This is a genomic window from Stieleria neptunia, from assembly GCF_007754155.1.
Lineage (GTDB): Bacteria > Planctomycetota > Planctomycetia > Pirellulales > Pirellulaceae > Stieleria > Stieleria neptunia.
This window is the reverse complement of record NZ_CP037423.1, coordinates 7,023,172-7,039,411: the sequence shown is the minus strand read 5'-3', so window position 1 is coordinate 7,039,411 and position 16,240 is coordinate 7,023,172. Positions and strand designations below refer to the sequence as shown.

Sequence of the window (16,240 nt, the reverse complement as noted above, 5' to 3'; positions counted from 1 at the left end):
TCAATGAACGAAGTCGACGAACATCTCCTGGAATTGGTCCGGGCGGGGGATCAAGAGGGGTGGCGACAGTTCGTGGATCGTTTCCAGCGTCGCTTGATCGCTTTTGCGGTCAAGCGTGTGGGAACCGTGGCGACCGCCGAAGATTTGGTTCAAGAAACGTTTGTTTCGTTCTTGTCGTCGCGAGAACATTATCGAGCTGAGGGTGAACTGGAATCGTTTCTGTTTCAGATTCTGCGTTATCGCATCATCGACCATTACCGTCGCAGTGGCATCCATCGTGAGGTTCCCGTTTGTGACTTCATCGGGTCCGATGCAAGTGACGTCGTCGCCGACGCGGTCTCCACCGAACCCGGCGTCAGCTGGTACGTCCGTCGCGACGAGCAAGACGAACGAGCGACCCGGGCGCTCGCCGGCGCGGTGCGTCGCCTCGCTCAATTCCTTCAATCGGGCGAGCGATTCAAAGAGTTGCAAATCGCCGAAGGATTGTTCTTCGCACGGCGACGCAACCGACAGTTGGCCGCGGTGATGGACTGCAGCGAAAACGAAATCGCCGTGGTCAAACGACGTTTGATCGGACGACTGCGCGACGACTTGAGCCGATCGGCGGAGCCCTTGGGGGACTGGGGAAACGACATGACATTGGCCAGTGACCTATTGAGTCGCGTCTGGGAATCGCAGCGTCCCAGTTGTCCCAAGCGAAGTACGTTGGGCAAATTCACGCTCGGGATTCTGCCACCGCCGTGGGCAGACTACATCGAGTTTCACGTCCGAACCCTGGGGTGCTCTTTTTGCCGCGCCAACCTGGACGAACTCAATCCGCAGACGGCGGCGGAGGATCACCAGGCTGCCCGCGACCGATTGGTGCAATCCACCATCGGCTTTTTCAGTGCGTCGGTGGGGCCAGATGATCAGATTCCCCAACCTGAATAACACCGTCACCACGGATTGAAACGGGAAAAAGTAATAAGGGATTCAGCAACCGTTGACGGTTAAAGAGACCGTCCAGCTTAGGGCTAGCGCGAAACGCGACAAATCGGAAGGGTCTGACCGAATGGGGGATAGGTGGTCGGCGGAGCGGTGTACGACGTCCTTTCTAGGTCGTCGCGCAGAGCCCCACGGGCGACAGCCCGGAAGGGCCATCGTACATCAGAATATCGATCGCCTTAAGCTGGACGGTCTCTAAAGCCTGCAAACCAACACGTATGCCCAAACGATTCCGGTCACCGTTTGTTTCTTCTCGGGTTCAGAGGCAAGACATCGGCCCGCTCGGCGTAAGCCTGCCACATGGCGGCCAGCTTTGCCACTCGCTGGGGTTGTTCGTCGGCCAGATTGTGTTGCTCGCTGCGGTCGGCGGCGATGTTGTACAGTTCCCAGTTTCCCTTCACGCCCTTGGCGACCAATTTGTAATCACCGACTCGAATCGCACGATTGCCTTCGTGTTCCCAGTAGATCGCTTCGCGTTCGACCGGTTTTCCGTCAAACGTCGGCACCAAGCTCTTGCCTTCCATCGGCTTGATTTTTTGACCGCCGTGGAAAACGGTCGGATACTCTGCGCCGGCAACGTCAACGGCGGTCGCCATCAGATCGACCAGATGCCCGGGCGTGTGTTCCAGTTCGCCGTGACGGGTGAGCTTTGCCGGCCAGTGAACAATCAGCGGCGTCGAGATGCCGCCTTCGTGGGTCCAGTGTTTGTATTCTCGAAACGGCGTGTTGGAGACGGTCGCCCAGGCGCGTCCGTAACCGATGTAGGTGTCGGCCGGTCCCGCCATCACCCCCTTGCCCGCGCGGACCGGGAATCCGTCACGCGTTTGTTTGGGTTGCATGTCGGGTTGCAGATAGTCGTCGGGCAACGCGGGCAGGGACGCCGTTTGACTGCGTTCGTTGCCGTTGCCGCCCCGGCCATAGCTTTCGGCGCAGCCGCCGTTGTCTTGGAAGAAACAAATCAGCGTGTTTTCAAACTCGCCGGTATCGCGGAGCGCGTTGAGGATCCGCCCGATGCCCTGGTCCATGTTGTCGATCATCGCGGCGTAGACTTCCATGTTGCGTTTGTCCCACTCCCAGTATTCGGTTTCTTTGGCCCTTTCAGGGATCGGAAACTTCGTCGTCGCATTCGGATCGATCACGCCCAGGTCGATCATCTTTTGGTAACGCGCCGTGCGGATCGCGTCGTACCCGGCATCGTATTTCCCCTTGTACTTTGCGATGTCTTTTTCCAACGCATGCATCGGCCAGTGGGCGGCGGTGAAACTGACGTACATGAAAAAGGGTTGATCGCCGGTTTCGAAATGATGTTCGTTGATAAAGCGAACGGCGTGATCGGCGATCGCGTCGGTGTAGTAAAACGTGCCGTTGGTTTGATCGTCCGGACCGTATTCGGGATCGGCGGCGGGCGAGATGTATTGGTTGTCACGGGTCAAGGTGTTTGGATCAAAGAAGCTTCCGGCGCCGTGGATGGTGCCGTAAAAGCGGTCGAACCCGCGCTGCCGCGGCCAGTTGTGTTTGTCGGCTTCGTTTTCCGGCCGGATCATTTTGGTGACGTGCCACTTTCCGGACAGGTAGGTCCGGTAGCCGGCCGGCTTGAGGGCTTCGGCCAGTGTGACGCAGTTGCGATTCAGATCGCCGCGGTATCCGTCGTGGCCGCGATCATTCATCATGTGGCCGATACCGGCTTGGTGCGGATACAATCCGGTCAGCAGACTCGCCCGCGTCGGGCAGCAGCGGGCGGTGTTGTAGAACTGGGTATAACGCAGCCCGTGTTCGGCGAGCGCGTTCAAGTTCGGCGTCTCGATCTCGCTGCCGTAACACCCGATATCCGAATAGCCCATGTCATCGGACATGATGTAGATGATGTTCGGACGATCGGCCGATTGGGCAGGCAGACGCCCCACACCAAGGATGGAGGTGAGCAGTGCGATCCCGACCAGGCTTGCAACGGCCATGGATCGGTTGTGCAACCGCCTGGCGACCGATCGCGTCAACCTGCCAAACATCTGTGTCATGTTGGATTCCTGACTGGCAACGCTGTGAAGCATTTTTTTCATGTGTTTCTTGAGGTTTTAGCGGCAGGGCGCGAGCCCTCCGGTTCTTCATCTCTGCCACAACACCGGAGGACGCGCGCCCTGCCGCTAAAAAATGCTTCACAGCGTTGCCTGACTGGGGCATGCGGCTGAGCGACGCTGGTGTCTGTTCCAGGCTGCGTCCGTGGGGGGGAGATTTGGGGCTGGATAGTCTCCTTGGTCTGATCGGCGAAGTCAAATGTCGGAGTTTGGGTTCGCGATTGGGCTACCGGAATTGATATTCGGCGCTGTTCTTGTCGAAGTCTTTCGGTGTCAAACCGACGTTCAGCTGTAGATCACAGTAGGCATAGCGTTCGATCAAGACGGGCTGACCATCGTCTTCGCTGGGCCAGTCGTACGCTTCAAACCGAGTCGGCAAATGCAGTTCTTTGTCGATGTAGACTTTGGCACAATGAAACGGCAAATCGTCGCGCCGCTCGGGGTGGATGACTTCAAAGAGTTTGCAGCGGCGTCCATCGACGTCGACATCCTCGACCACGTTGGTCTGGCATTCGCCGCCGGCCAATTCGACGCTCCCGAACTCGATCATCCGTTCGACCAGACGCTGGATTCCGAAATCGTGGATCGTGTACCGACTGTTTTGCGTCGCCATCTCGCTGGTCGGTTCAATCAGTGCGGTGATGAACGCCAGCCGAGATCCGCCTTTGCGGACAAGCATTTTGCCGTCGTTTTGACCGTCGATCCAAAGCACCTCTCGGCCCTTGATTGATTTGGGTGCTTCGTACTTGAGATAGATGCTGATCGAGCCATTGCCGTCCGCGCCCGGATCATCGTGATGTTTGACTTTGGCTTGGCAGCACTTGACACTTTGAAGTCGTCCGTCGATCCGTTCCTGGGCGATCAGCGTGCAGGTGTAATCTTGGATGTCGCGACGACAGCGTTCCAAGCTTTCTTGTCCCTGAATCAAGATTGCACGTAGCGGGTTCAGCGAATCGGTTGGGCGAGCGGTGGCCTTTTCGATCCCGACACGCTGCGGGTTGGAACTGACGGTGTTGGAGCGAACCAAACGGGTTGACGGTTGCGGCGGCGTGTCTTCGGCAGCCGGCGGGGTGGTCGTCAGTGCCAACAGTGCGACCGCGGGCAACCAATGCGCGGAGGGAGACGGTTTCATGATTCATGGCTCCAGTTGTTCAATTTGCGTTGCAGGTCTCGATTCGCATTTCCACGCCACAAGCAAGTTGACTGCAGTTGATCGGCCAAGCTGGTTGATTTCGCGTCAACCACGCAGCCTCCAGATGTTCTACGAATGCTAGGCGAATCGGGATCGGAAACGCTTGGGGGGGAAGGAAACGGAAAAGGAAACGACGTGCCGAGATCACTCGGGCGATGATCGCACCCTTCGGCTCGTCCCCTATGCAACTGGCGTGCCCGTATCGCATCGAGAAGTGCAACAGCGAGCCATTGCGACGGGTGATCCTTCAAGACGACCGACCTGTGGCTACACTATCGTGCGTCCGAAGCACCCGTTCGCGTCCTGCCAACCGATCCATGAACTTTCATTGCACCATGCCGTCCCGCTTTAAGATTCTGCTCGCCTCCTTGCTCACGTTATTGTTTGTCGTCGCCGCGGTCCCCAGCGTCGCCGCCGACCTGGACACGTCGCAAGAATGGGCCGTTGAGAACTACCCCGCCCCGAGTCGCCAACAGTCGATCGACTGCGACACCGGAACTTGGATGAACCTGGATGTCAGTCCCGACGGCGGCCAAATTGTCTTCGATCTGCTCGGCGACCTGTACCTGATGCCGATCACGGGAGCCGACGGAACCGAAGCGACGGGCAAGCAATTTCCAAAAAACTTGACCAATACGGTCGCTTGGGAAATGCAGCCACGCTTTAGCCCGGACGGCAGCCAGATCGCGATGACCAGTGACCGGACCGGAAACAACAAGAAAGCCGGCGACAACCTGTGGATCATCAATCTCGATGGATCTTCGCCGACCCAGGTGACCAGCGAAACGTATCGGTTGATTTGCAATCCAGTCTGGTCGCCCGACGGTCAGTACCTGGTCGGTCGCAAACACTTCACCAGCCGACGTTCGCTCGGTGCCGGCGAGTTTTGGATGTACCACCGCGATGCCGTGGCCAGCGGGGCGACCGCGGGCGTGCAGCTGACCAAGCGCCCCAACGACCAAAAAGATGTCAACGAACAGGTTTTTTCTCCCGACGGACGCTACCTGTATTACAGCCAAGACGTGACGCCGGGCGACACCTTTGAGTACGACAAGAATTCGCACCAAGGCATCTACGCGTTCAAGCGATTGGATCTGGTCGAAGGCGAGACCGAAACCCTGATCCGCGGACCCGGCGGAGCCTGCCGCCCGACGCCGTCGCCGGACGGCAAAACACTGGCATTTGTTCGCCGTGTCGGGGCGAAGACCGGATTGCATTTGTTCGATCTGCAGTCGGGCGAGATTCGACTGGTCGATGACAACCTGGAACGTGACATGCAAGAATCGTGGGCGATCCACGGCGTCTATAGCGCGTTTGATTTCGCCCCCGACGGTCGATCCATCGTGATCTGGGCGAAAGGGAAGATTCGCCGGATCGATCTTGAAAGCGGCGATTCCGAAATCATCCCCTTTCGCATCCGAGACAAGCGAACCGTCAAAACCGTCGTCCGCCACAAGACGCCGGTCGCGGAGGACGAGTTTGACGTCAAGATGTTGCGTGACGTCGCTGTGTCGCCGACCGGTGACCGGGTCGCCTATCAAGCACTGGGATACATCTACACCAAAGCCCTACCCGACGGTGACCCGGTTCGTTTGACGAATCAAACTCAACACTTTGAATTTGCACCGTGTTTCTCCCGTGACGGACACTACATCGTTTACACCACTTGGAATGATCGTGATCTCGGGACGATCCGAATCGCATCGACCGATCCGGCGGCCGACGAAAACTGGATCGTGACCGAGCAACCGGGACACTACACCAACCCGACGTTTTCACCCGATGGGAAACGGGTGGTGTTTGAACGTCGCGGCGGCGGCCATTTGCGGTCACCGCTTTGGTCACGCGAACAAGGGGTCTACCAAATCCATTGGCGCGACGGGGGAGCAGAACGGATCACCGAATCGGGGAGCGATCCGCAGTTTGCCGCTTCGGGCGATCGGATCTTCTTGACCCGCCGCGGCGGTGGGAAAGAATCGGACAACGTCACCCTGTACTCGGTCGACCTTTCCGGCCAACACGCCCGCGATCACTACACCAGTGATTGGGCGACCGAGTTGCAGGTCTCGCCGGACGGCAAGTCGCTGGCGCTGATCGAGCGGTTCCATGTCTATGTCACTCCCTTCGTTCACGCCCCGTCGGCGATCAAAGTCGGTCCCGGCGGGAAAGGGTTGCCGATCGCCCAGGTCAGCGAACAAGCCGGCGACTTTGTCCATTTCTCCGGTGACGGTTCGGCATTGCACTGGTCCCTCGGACCGGAACTGTTCACCTGTGACGTTTCCCGGGCGAGGGGCAAGTTGGCAACCGATGGTGCTGAACCGGAGCAGGCGGATCCAGAGCGGGAAGATGCGGAGCAGGAAGATGCGGAGCAGGAAGATGCGGAGACCGATCCCGAGGCGACCGAAGCAGGCGAATCGTCTGTGCCGGTCGTGCAGAACCTCCACATCGGATTCACCCATCCTCACGCCCAACCCGATGCAACACGGGTACTGGTCGGCGGACGGATCGTGACGATGGGGCCGGCCGGAGTGATCGAAGACGGCGTCGTCCTGATCCGGGGAAATCGGATCGTTGCCGTAGGAAACCGCGATCAAGTCGAACTGCCGGACGATGCGATCAAAACGAATCTCAAGGGACAAATCGTGCTGCCCGGGTTGATTGACACGCATGCCCACGGGGCCCAAGCCACCGCTGGAATCACGCCTCAACAGAATTGGATTGATTACGCCCGTCTGGCGTTTGGTGTCACCACGATCCATGACCCCAGCAATGACACGCACAGTATTTTCGCGGCCAGCGAAATGACCAAGGCGGGCGTGATCCATGCCCCGCGGACCTTTTCGACCGGCAAGATTCTGTACGGTGCAACCGGTTCCTACAAAGCCGAAATCGAATCCCTGGCCGACGCCGAGTTCCATCTCAAACGCATGCAGGCCGTCGGTGCGTTCAGCGTCAAAAGCTACAACCAACCGCGACGGGATCAACGGCAGCAAGTCTTGGCGGCGGCTCGAAAGCTGGACATGTTGGTCGTCCCCGAAGGCGGTTCCACGTTCATGCACAACATGACCATGATCGTCGATGGACACACCGGGATCGAACACACCCTGCCGGTGCAAACGGCTTATGACGATGTCATGGATCTATGGCGTGGCACCGGCGTGGGATACACACCGACGTTGAACGTCGCCTACGGAGGTCTTTCCGGCGAGCGTTATTGGTATGAAATCGACGACCTGTGGTTGCACACGCGTTTAAAAACCTTCATCCCACCCCACATCTTGAACCCCCGCGCCCGGCGCCGCGAAAAATCACCGCTGGAAGATTACAACCACATCAAGGTCGCGGAGATCGCCAGACAAGTGGTCGAGCAAGGCGGGCTGGTTCAAACCGGCGGTCATGGGCAACTTCCGGGAATCTGCACGCACTGGGAAATGTGGAGTTTCGTGCAGGGAGGAATGACTCCCATGCAGGCACTCCGCTGTGGAACGATCAATGGAGCGAAGTATTTGGGGCTGGATGACGATCTGGGATCGATCGAAGCGGGCAAGTTGGCGGACCTGATCGTGATTCGCCGGGGCGCCGACCCGACCAAGCAGATTCGCGATTCGGAAAAGATCCAATTCGTGATCGCCAACGGCAACCTGTTCGAAGCCGATCGGATGAATCGCATCGGAGACAATGCGCCCCGGGCAGAATTCTATTGGGAAGGCAACGCAGGTGCGGGGGTGTTGGCGACGGCATCCGATGCGGTCGGTTGCAGTTGCCATCGCGGGAGGTAGGTCACGCTGTGCGTGACAACCGGCATGCACAGCATGCCCTACGCTTCACGCAGACAATCGGCATGCACAGCATGCCCTACGCGTCGCGCAGCAACTGCATGAACCGGCCGAGCAATTGGTCGGTCGCGGGCGTGTCTTGCACGCTCGCCTCGAACGCTTCCAGCGATTCTCCGGTGATCGATTTGACGTAGGCCGGATAGGCGTGGATCCGTTGGATGAAGGCGAGGCGGTCCAGTTCGGGATGAAATTGGGTCCCATAGATCGGCCGATCCTTGACGCGAAACGCCTGGTTTTGGTTCGTTTCACTTTCCGCCAACAAGACGGCTTGTGGGGGCAATTGGACGACGCAATCCTGGTGTCCCATCGGGGCAAGGAAGCGGTCCCCCAACGGGCCGAACAGTGGATCGTCACGACCGGCCTGGGTCAATTGAACTTCGATGGAGCCCAGTTCGGCGCGTGAAGCGTCGGTCACGACTTCACCGCCGAGCGCCTTGGCCATCGCCTGGAATCCCCAGCAGGACGCAAAGGTGGGTTTGCCCAGTTCATACAACTCCCACATCGCCAGCAACGCCGGTGGCAGCCAGTCTCCACCCTCGGCGACCGAGTAGTCACCGCTGCCCCCCAGCAGAACAACGTCGACGGCATCGAGTTCTTGAATCGTTGGCGGTCCGGCCAACAAATCATGAACCCCGATCTGCGCCCGGTCACAGTTCAACGCCCTGGCAAAACACCCGATTTCTTGATCACGCATCAGGTCGTCCGCATTGCGGATTTGCAGCAATAGAAATCTGTCCATCGATCGCATTCTCTTCTGCGTTAGATCACTGTTCCGGCGAAAGTTTATCACACCATGTCAATCTATACCGGTTGCAGTGATTCGCCGGTAGGCGTGCCGTGCTTTCGAGGCTCAGGTCCGGTACAAGGCAAAGCATCGCGACAATCGTTCCGATAGGAAAACCGTATTGCACGTCGATCGGATGTGCTGTGGATCAGCTTGGCAGGGAGGCCTGTTGATCGTTTCTCATTTTGGAGTCTCGCGGTGTGCACGGATGCCATCAGACGTCGCAAGATGTCGCTATCGGCCTGTTGCTTGTTGTCCCTGGTCGGTTGCGCACAAGTCGGTTCGCGTCCCGACCCGCCAGCAATTTCGTCAACTAATCCATCGTCTGTGACCCCGCCGGAGCGCGCTGGGTTCACCGGTATCGAGTCCGGCGAGACAACGCGTGGACGCTCCACGTCCGCGAGTGAATCGGCCGGTAGGGTCGACACGGTCGCCTACGCGGAAGATGGCGACGAGGACGCGATCAGTTTTGCCGATCAATTGGAACGAATCGCATTGCAGCCGGTCGATATCCAGGCGGCTGAATCGCGATTGGAATCGTTCAGCGATCTGGTCACGACCGACGGGCCGCAAACGGTTGGCGAACCCGTCTACTCGCTCGAACAACTCGAACAGCTCGCGCTCGGCAATAACCCCGCGATCATCGCCGCCGGCGCGACGGCCAGCAAGGCTGCCGGTTTGCGGAGCCAAGTGGGGACGCGCCCGAACCCGACACTGGGCTATTTCGGGCAACAGCTCGCCGATGAGAATACCGACCAGCACGGCGTGTTTGTGGAACAGGAGTTCGTTCGTGGCAACAAGTTGGAACTCAATCGAGAAGTCTTGGGGCACACGATGTCGGCCCAACGTTGGGAGATGCAGACCCAACGGCATCGCGTCTTGACGGATGTTCGCGTCCGCTTTTTCGAGGCGGTTGCGGCGCAGCGACGAGCCGACGCGACTCGCAGTTTTGAAACCGTTGCCCGGCGCGGCGTTCAGGTCGCGACGGAGCGTCAGGAGGCCGAAGAAGGCAATCTGATCGAAGTCTTGCAGGCCCAGACCCTGCTCAGTGAAATCATGCTCGCCGCCGAACAGGCGGAAATCGAGTATCGGGGGGCGTGGCAGGATCTGGCCGCCGTCGCCGGACTGGGCGAAACCGCCCCCGCGCGACTGGTCGACGTTCCGGCGACACCGCAATCCTCACGCGATTGGGAAGCCGCCTACAGCCAGATTCTGGCCGAGAGTCCCGAACTGTCCGCCGCCAACGCGCTGGTGTGTGAAAAGTACGCGCTGCTGAAACGACAACGCGTTCAGATGATCCCCAACCTGACCGCTCAATTCGGTGCCGGCTATGACAACGCCACCGACTCGGGAATGATCAATCTGCAATTCGACGCGCCCCTTCCCGTCTGGAACAAAAACGCGGGCAACATCTCCGCAGCCTACGCCGACTACACGCGGGCCCTCGAAGATGTCAAACGTATCGAACAAGCGATCAAGTCTCGCCTGGCACGCACCGCGCAAGCCTTTGATTCATCATTGGCAGCGGTCACGAAGTACGAACAAGAGATCATCCCCCAGACGCAAAAGAGCTTGGACCTGAGTGAAGAAGCCTACCGCGCCGGCGAACTGGAGTTCTTGCAAGTCTTGGTCGTTCGCCGCAGCTATTTCGAATCGGCGATCCGATTGATTACCGCCCAAGGCCGACTGGCACAGGCCGACGCCCAAGTCGAAGGGCTGTTGTTGACCGGCGGGTTGGACGCACCGGCCGACTATACCGACGGCGACGGAATCCGAGGCGCATCCTTCGGCGGACAGTGACGCAGATGGGGGCGGAGTCGAAAGGCAAAACGATGGGGGCAAAACGATGGAGTGGCAGAATGATGGAGTGGCAGAATGATGGAGTGGCAGAATGATGGAGTGGCAGAATGATGGAGTGGCAGAATGATGGAGTGGCAGAATGATGGAGTGGCAGAATGATGGAGTGGCAGAATGATGGAGTGGCAGAATGATGGAGTGGCAGAATGATGGAGTGGCAGAATGATGGAGTGGCAGAATGATGGAGTGGCAGAATGATGGAGTGGAGTGGCAGAATGATGGAGTGGCAGAATGATGGAGTGGCAGAATGATGGAGTGGCAGAATGATGGAGTGGCAGAATAATGGAGTGGCAGAATAATGGAGTGGCAGAATAATGGAGTGGCAGAATAATGGAGTGGCAGAATAATGGAGTGGCAGAATAATGGAGTGGCAGCTGGGGCTTCGCAGGTCTTGCTCCGATCGCTCGCTCTCCCCCTCTCCTTGTCTCCTTGTCTCCTTGTCCCCTTCCCCGCTCGACCATGCCTTACCTCCATCGTTCTACCCGTCTCCGCGTCGGCATGTTGAATTGAAAGATCGCGTGGAAGGCAAGAGTTGATCACACGATGGACAGTTTCTATCCATGGAGACCGGCCAGCGACGTCATCGGATTGAAATTCCGGTGAGAAACGGCGGGCATTGGCGGGAATCGCGGGTGTTGTACCGAGGGAGTCGCGGGGGAGCGGTTTGGCACATCGGTTGCAAACCCGTCGAGAGGTCGATGGGATGGTGATCACCGCGAGTGCCAGAGATGTTCGATGCCGAAATCACTGATAGAATGGGAACTCTCCACCTGCCCGATTCAGGCACGCGAGCCGGAGGGTGGCTGGCGTCCTGTCACGCGGGTGCCTCGAATTCCCAGCCTTCGTCAGTGGTTTCGCATGTCCAACCGCGTGTCCGCCTTGTCATCGATCCTGCGTTCACCGACGCGAATTCTGGGGATCGTTTTGATGCTGGTCTTCACCGCCGAAGTCGGCGTGATGTTTCTATTGCCCCACGTGATGCCCGAGTTTCTCGGCGAATCGGGGACGGCGGTGCTCGATGCGGTGTTGCTGACGATGGTTTGCGCGCCCGTGTTGTGGTGGGTCATCATCGGCCCCTTGCGGCGAATCGCGATCCAGGAGCATCAACGTTCTGAAACGATCGTGGCCAACGCCAGCGAGGGGATCATCACGTTTGATCGTCAGGGGCGGGTCGCGTCATGCAATCGCGCCAGTTCGGAACTGTTGGGCGTCGACGCCGCAGATTGGGTCGGAAACACGACGCAATCGCGGATGCCGGACTTCCCCGACTCGTTCCAGACGCTTCCCTGTGAGTTTCGGATCAACGTCGATCGGCAGGACGGAACGTCGTTTCCGGTCCAGGTCTCCGTCAGCGAATACCCCTCCGAAACCGGGCAACTAAGAATCGCGATCATTCGTGATTTGACCGAGTTTGAGCGGGCCGAACGGGAACGATTGCTGATGGCGCGGGAAACCGAAGCGTTGCGTGCACAACAGATGGCCACGCTTGCTCAACTGGCTACGGGCGTCGCACACGAAATCCGCAATCCGCTGACGTCGATCAAAATGTTGATCCAAGTCAATCGCAGCAAGTTCGCCGACGAGGGGTTGCCGACCGACGATTTGGAATTGGTCGAGCAAGAGATTCGGCGGATGGAACGCTCGGTCAACAGTCTGCTCGACTATGCCCGCCCCGAACAAGGTGAATCGAAGACGTTTCCGATTCAAGACGCCATCGGCCGCACGGTTCAATTGATCGAAGGACGCTGCGGCACGCAAAACGTCAGCCTGACTCTGGATTGCCCCGATGCCCCGATCGCCATCGACGGCGACGTCGCACAGATTCAACAATTGCTCTTGAACCTGACACTCAATTCTCTCGATGCGATGCCCGATGGAGGAGAGTTGTCGATCGCGGTCACGTTGGATGATTCACAGGTCCAGGTCACCGTTGTGGACAGCGGGGAAGGAATCAGCGAGACGATCTTGGACAAACTCTTTACGCCCTTTGCGACCAGCAAACCCAATGGCGTCGGTCTGGGGCTGGGCATCTGTCGCCGGATCGCCCAAACACATCACGGCAGCTTGGTCGGTTCCAACCGAATCCCGCGGGGGGCACAGTTTCGACTGACGCTGCCGATCGCCAATCCAACCGGCGGCGCATCCGACCGAGATCCCGGCGCAGCGGACAGCGGTTCCGGCGACGCGCCGACGAGCGAGAAATCATGCAAAGCCTGTTAGTCATCGATGACGAAGCCTCCATTTTGAAGGCGTTTGAGCGCGCCTTCACGACCGAAACGACCTCGGTCATGACCGCAAAAAACGGAGCCGACGGGGAAGCGCTGTTCGTCCAGGCCAAACCCGACGTCGTGGTCTTGGACCTCAGCCTTCCCGACACCAACGGATTGGAATTGTTCAAGCGGCTGCGCGAGATCGACCCCCGCATCCCCTTCATCTTTATCACCGGTCACGGCACCGTCGAATCCGCGATCGAAGCGACCAAGTTGGGAGCGTACGACTATCTGTTCAAGCCGTTGGAGCTCGATGAGATGCGTGCGCTATTGGAAAAGGCGTTTAACCTCAGCCGCATGGTGCGGGTCCAACCGGTGTTGGCCGACGAAGACGCCCCGATGGATGAATCGGTTGCCGACGCGATCGTCGGTCGTTGTCACGCGATGAAAGAAGTTTACAAGGCGATCGGGCGTGTCGCATCGCAAAACTTGACCGTCCTGCTGTTGGGCGAAAGTGGAACCGGGAAAGAAGTCGTCGCCCAAGCGATCTATCACCACAGCGCCCGATCCAGCGGACCGTTCCAAGCCATCAATTGCGCGGCGATTCCCGACGCGCTGTTGGAAAGCGAGATCTTTGGCCACGAGAAAGGAGCGTTCACCGACGCCCATCGCCAGCGGATCGGTAAACTGGAACAGGCCGACCGCGGCACCTTGTTCTTAGACGAAGTCGGTGACATGTCGCCGATGACGCAAGCCAAACTGTTGCGTGTGCTGCAAGACCAGACGTTCGAACGTGTCGGCGGCAACACACCGATCAAAGTCGACGCGCGGATCATCGCGGCGACGAACCATGATCTCAAAAAGCTGGTCACCGAAGGCCTGTTTCGCTCGGACCTTTATTTCCGGCTCAGCGTGGTGACCATCCATCTGCCCCCGTTGCGCGAGCGTGAAGACGACTTAAAGGTATTGGCCGAGTATTTTCTGCGCCGCTACAGCAACGAATTCGGCAAAGACATTCGCACGATCGCCCCCGAGACGCTTGAAATCCTGGATCAATATCACTGGCCCGGCAATGTTCGAGAACTCGAAAGCGTCATGAAACAGTCGCTGTTGACGGCACGGGGCAACATCTTGCTGCCCGACTTCCTGCCGCCGCTCAGCGCCGTTAGCCCGCACGCGGACTCGCAGTCCGACAAGTCGAGTTTTCTGTCCGAGCAGTTTGTCGCCGAACGTTTAGAAGCGGGGAGTGACAACCTGTACGCCGAAGCGATCGCGATCGCCGAACGGCAACTGATCACGCAAGTGCTGGACCACACCACGGGCAACCAACTGAAGGCCGCGACGATCCTGGGCATCTCCCGCGTGACGCTGCGCAGCAAGATCAAATCGCTGGGCATCGACATCAAACAATTCTCCTGACGTGGGTTCTTCGTGGATTTTAGTGGCTAATCGCTTAGGACCCAGGTTTTTCGAGGCATTGCTGCGATGTCCGAATGGGGAGAGCGAGGACAAACGCTCGGTTCAAACGACCCTCCGCCGACACGGGGGCCGGCGGAGGGCACGAAGCACCTTCGGAGCATCGCAGACCAGGTTGTTCCTTGGCGGGTTGCTCCTCAGCCGCCGCAGGCCACAAGTGACCAAATGATTCCGAGGAACTGGGTGTGAGGATTATCATGTCGGATACGCGGCGGGTCGTGGAGGCCGTTCTCTACGTGGTGCTTCGTGCCCGCTTCTCAGCCTGGTCCCGGGAGTTTGCTTGAAAATGACATTGGTGGCTCGCCTCACGGCGTTGACCCCGTTTGAGAGAATAACAGAGCCCTACTCCCGCGCCTGCCGCGTTTTTCCGTTGAAGTCACCTTTCGGAGTTCCGCCATGGCCAAGAAGAAATCCTCTGGGAAACCTAAGCGTCGATCACGTGGTGGGTTTCCGATTGACAACGCACCCGTTCCACAATCACTTGACACAATCAACTTGAACGCTGCCGGCATCGATATTGGTTCGACCCAGCACTATGTTGCCGTGCCCTCCGATCGCGACTCATCACACGTTCGCTGCTTCGGCACCTTTACATCCGATCTGGCGTCGCTCGCAGATTGGTTGGAAGAGTTCGGCAATTTGTGTTCTGCGTTCTTACATGCGGCAACGAGCCATGCTCGTCGCCAACGCGAGCGAGCATATCCAACGGATGCAGAAGGCGATGATGGAAATGAATGTCCAGCTCCATCACGTCATTTCGGACATCACCGGCACCACTGGCCTTGCCATTTTGGATGCCATTGTTGCGGGCAGTCGAGACCCTCACCTACTCGCAAAACTTCGCGATCCAAGGTGCAAAAATGACGAGTCGACGATCGCGAAAGCTCTGGAAGGCAATTGGCGTGAAGAACATGTATTTGCGTTAAAGCAGGCTCTGGAACTGTACCGTTTTTACGGTTCCAAACTGTCGGAAGTCGATTCCAAGCTTGAAGAACATTTGGGTACATTTTCCGACCGAAGTGACGGTGAGATTCTGCCGAAGCTGAAGGCTCCTAAAGCTGGAAGCAATAGCCCCCGGTTCGATATGCGCAATCAGCTCTACCGGGTGCTGGGCGTCGACATGACGACCATTGATGGGATTAGCGGTCAATCCGCAATCACACTGATTTCTGAAATCGGTACCGACATGAGTAGGTGGGCAACAGAGAAGCATTTCACTTCTTGGCTTTGCCTATGTCCGGGCAGTAAGAAGACAGGTGGGAAATTGCTCAGTGGTAAAACACGTACAAGTGCGAACCGAGCCGCCGCCGCACTTCGAACAGCCGCCGCGTCCCTGGCACGATCAAACTGCGCCTTAGGAGCGTTCTTTCGCAGGATCCGTTCCCGTCTTGGTTCACCCAAAGCGATCACGGCGACGGCCCACAAGCTCGCGAAAATAGTTTATGGGATGCTGAAGTACGGGAGGGAATATGTCGATGTCGGCAACGACTATTACGAACAGCAATACAAGAAGCGAGCAATGGAAAACCTGGCGAAACGGGCAGCTGCACTCAACCTGAGAGTGGTCCCCAATGAACTAGCTGGGTAGGAAGTTCCTTGAGAGCAGAGCCCGCCTCCGCTTCACCTGGCTTCGCCATCCTACCGAACAGAACCATCGGACATCGCAGTCATCCCTCAAAAAACCTTCCCCGAGTATTCGAAAGCAGCCACTAAAATCCGCGAAGAACCCCTGACGTGGGAGAGGCTTCCAGGCTCTTCGATGCTGAATGACAGGCTGGAAGCCTATCCCACTGGGAACGACAGGCTGGAAGCCTATCCCACTGGGGATG

At 58.2% G+C, this 16,240-nt stretch carries 8 protein-coding genes and 1 pseudogene; 6 read left to right on the top strand and 3 right to left on the bottom strand.

Annotated elements, in window-relative coordinates; genetic code table 11:
* The first annotated feature begins 3 nt into the window (after positions 1–3).
* Entirely contained in the window at positions 4–930 is a 927-nt protein-coding gene (locus Enr13x_RS24450; protein WP_145389447.1) for an RNA polymerase sigma factor, read from the top strand.
* Positions 931–1,220: 290 nt separating this feature from the next.
* Here Enr13x_RS24450 and Enr13x_RS24445 read toward each other — a convergent pair whose 3' ends face one another.
* Both Enr13x_RS24445 and Enr13x_RS24440 read right to left on the bottom strand, forming a co-directional pair.
* The gene (locus tag Enr13x_RS24445) at positions 1,221–3,041 is read right to left on the bottom strand and encodes an arylsulfatase (protein WP_231743756.1); all 1,821 of its coding nucleotides are present in this window, start codon (positions 3,039–3,041) and stop codon (positions 1,221–1,223) included.
* 241 nt (positions 3,042–3,282) lie between these two features.
* Positions 3,283–4,188, bottom strand: a complete 906-nt coding sequence (locus Enr13x_RS24440) for a DUF1571 domain-containing protein (RefSeq protein WP_145389446.1) — start codon at positions 4,186–4,188, stop codon at positions 3,283–3,285.
* A gap of 377 nt (positions 4,189–4,565) precedes the next feature.
* On the opposite strand from Enr13x_RS24440, the gene Enr13x_RS24435 reads away from it, so the two are divergent.
* On the top strand, positions 4,566–8,027 hold the full coding sequence (locus tag Enr13x_RS24435) for an amidohydrolase family protein (RefSeq protein WP_145389445.1): 3,462 nt from the start codon (positions 4,566–4,568) through the stop codon (positions 8,025–8,027).
* 76 nt (positions 8,028–8,103) lie between these two features.
* Here Enr13x_RS24435 and Enr13x_RS24430 read toward each other — a convergent pair whose 3' ends face one another.
* Complete coding sequence (locus Enr13x_RS24430) at positions 8,104–8,823, bottom strand: type 1 glutamine amidotransferase (protein ID WP_145389444.1); 720 nt, start codon at positions 8,821–8,823, stop codon at positions 8,104–8,106.
* Between the two features lie 372 nt (positions 8,824–9,195).
* On the opposite strand from Enr13x_RS24430, the gene Enr13x_RS24425 reads away from it, so the two are divergent.
* From Enr13x_RS24425 to Enr13x_RS24405, 4 genes and pseudogenes are all read left to right on the top strand, one after another.
* Positions 9,196–10,668, top strand: coding sequence for a TolC family protein (locus Enr13x_RS24425; protein ID WP_231743755.1), 1,473 nt, complete (start codon positions 9,196–9,198; stop codon positions 10,666–10,668).
* Positions 10,669–11,460: 792 nt separating this feature from the next.
* Complete coding sequence (locus Enr13x_RS24415) at positions 11,461–12,945, top strand: sensor histidine kinase (protein WP_145389442.1); 1,485 nt, start codon at positions 11,461–11,463, stop codon at positions 12,943–12,945.
* Positions 12,930–14,354, top strand: a complete 1,425-nt coding sequence (locus Enr13x_RS24410; protein WP_145389441.1) for a sigma-54-dependent transcriptional regulator — start codon at positions 12,930–12,932, stop codon at positions 14,352–14,354. The genes Enr13x_RS24415 and Enr13x_RS24410 overlap by 16 nt, the downstream gene beginning before the upstream one ends.
* A 510-nt stretch (positions 14,355–14,864) precedes the next feature.
* Positions 14,865–15,999: pseudogene (locus Enr13x_RS24405) on the top strand (transposase).
* Positions 16,000–16,240: the final 241 nt, after the last annotated feature.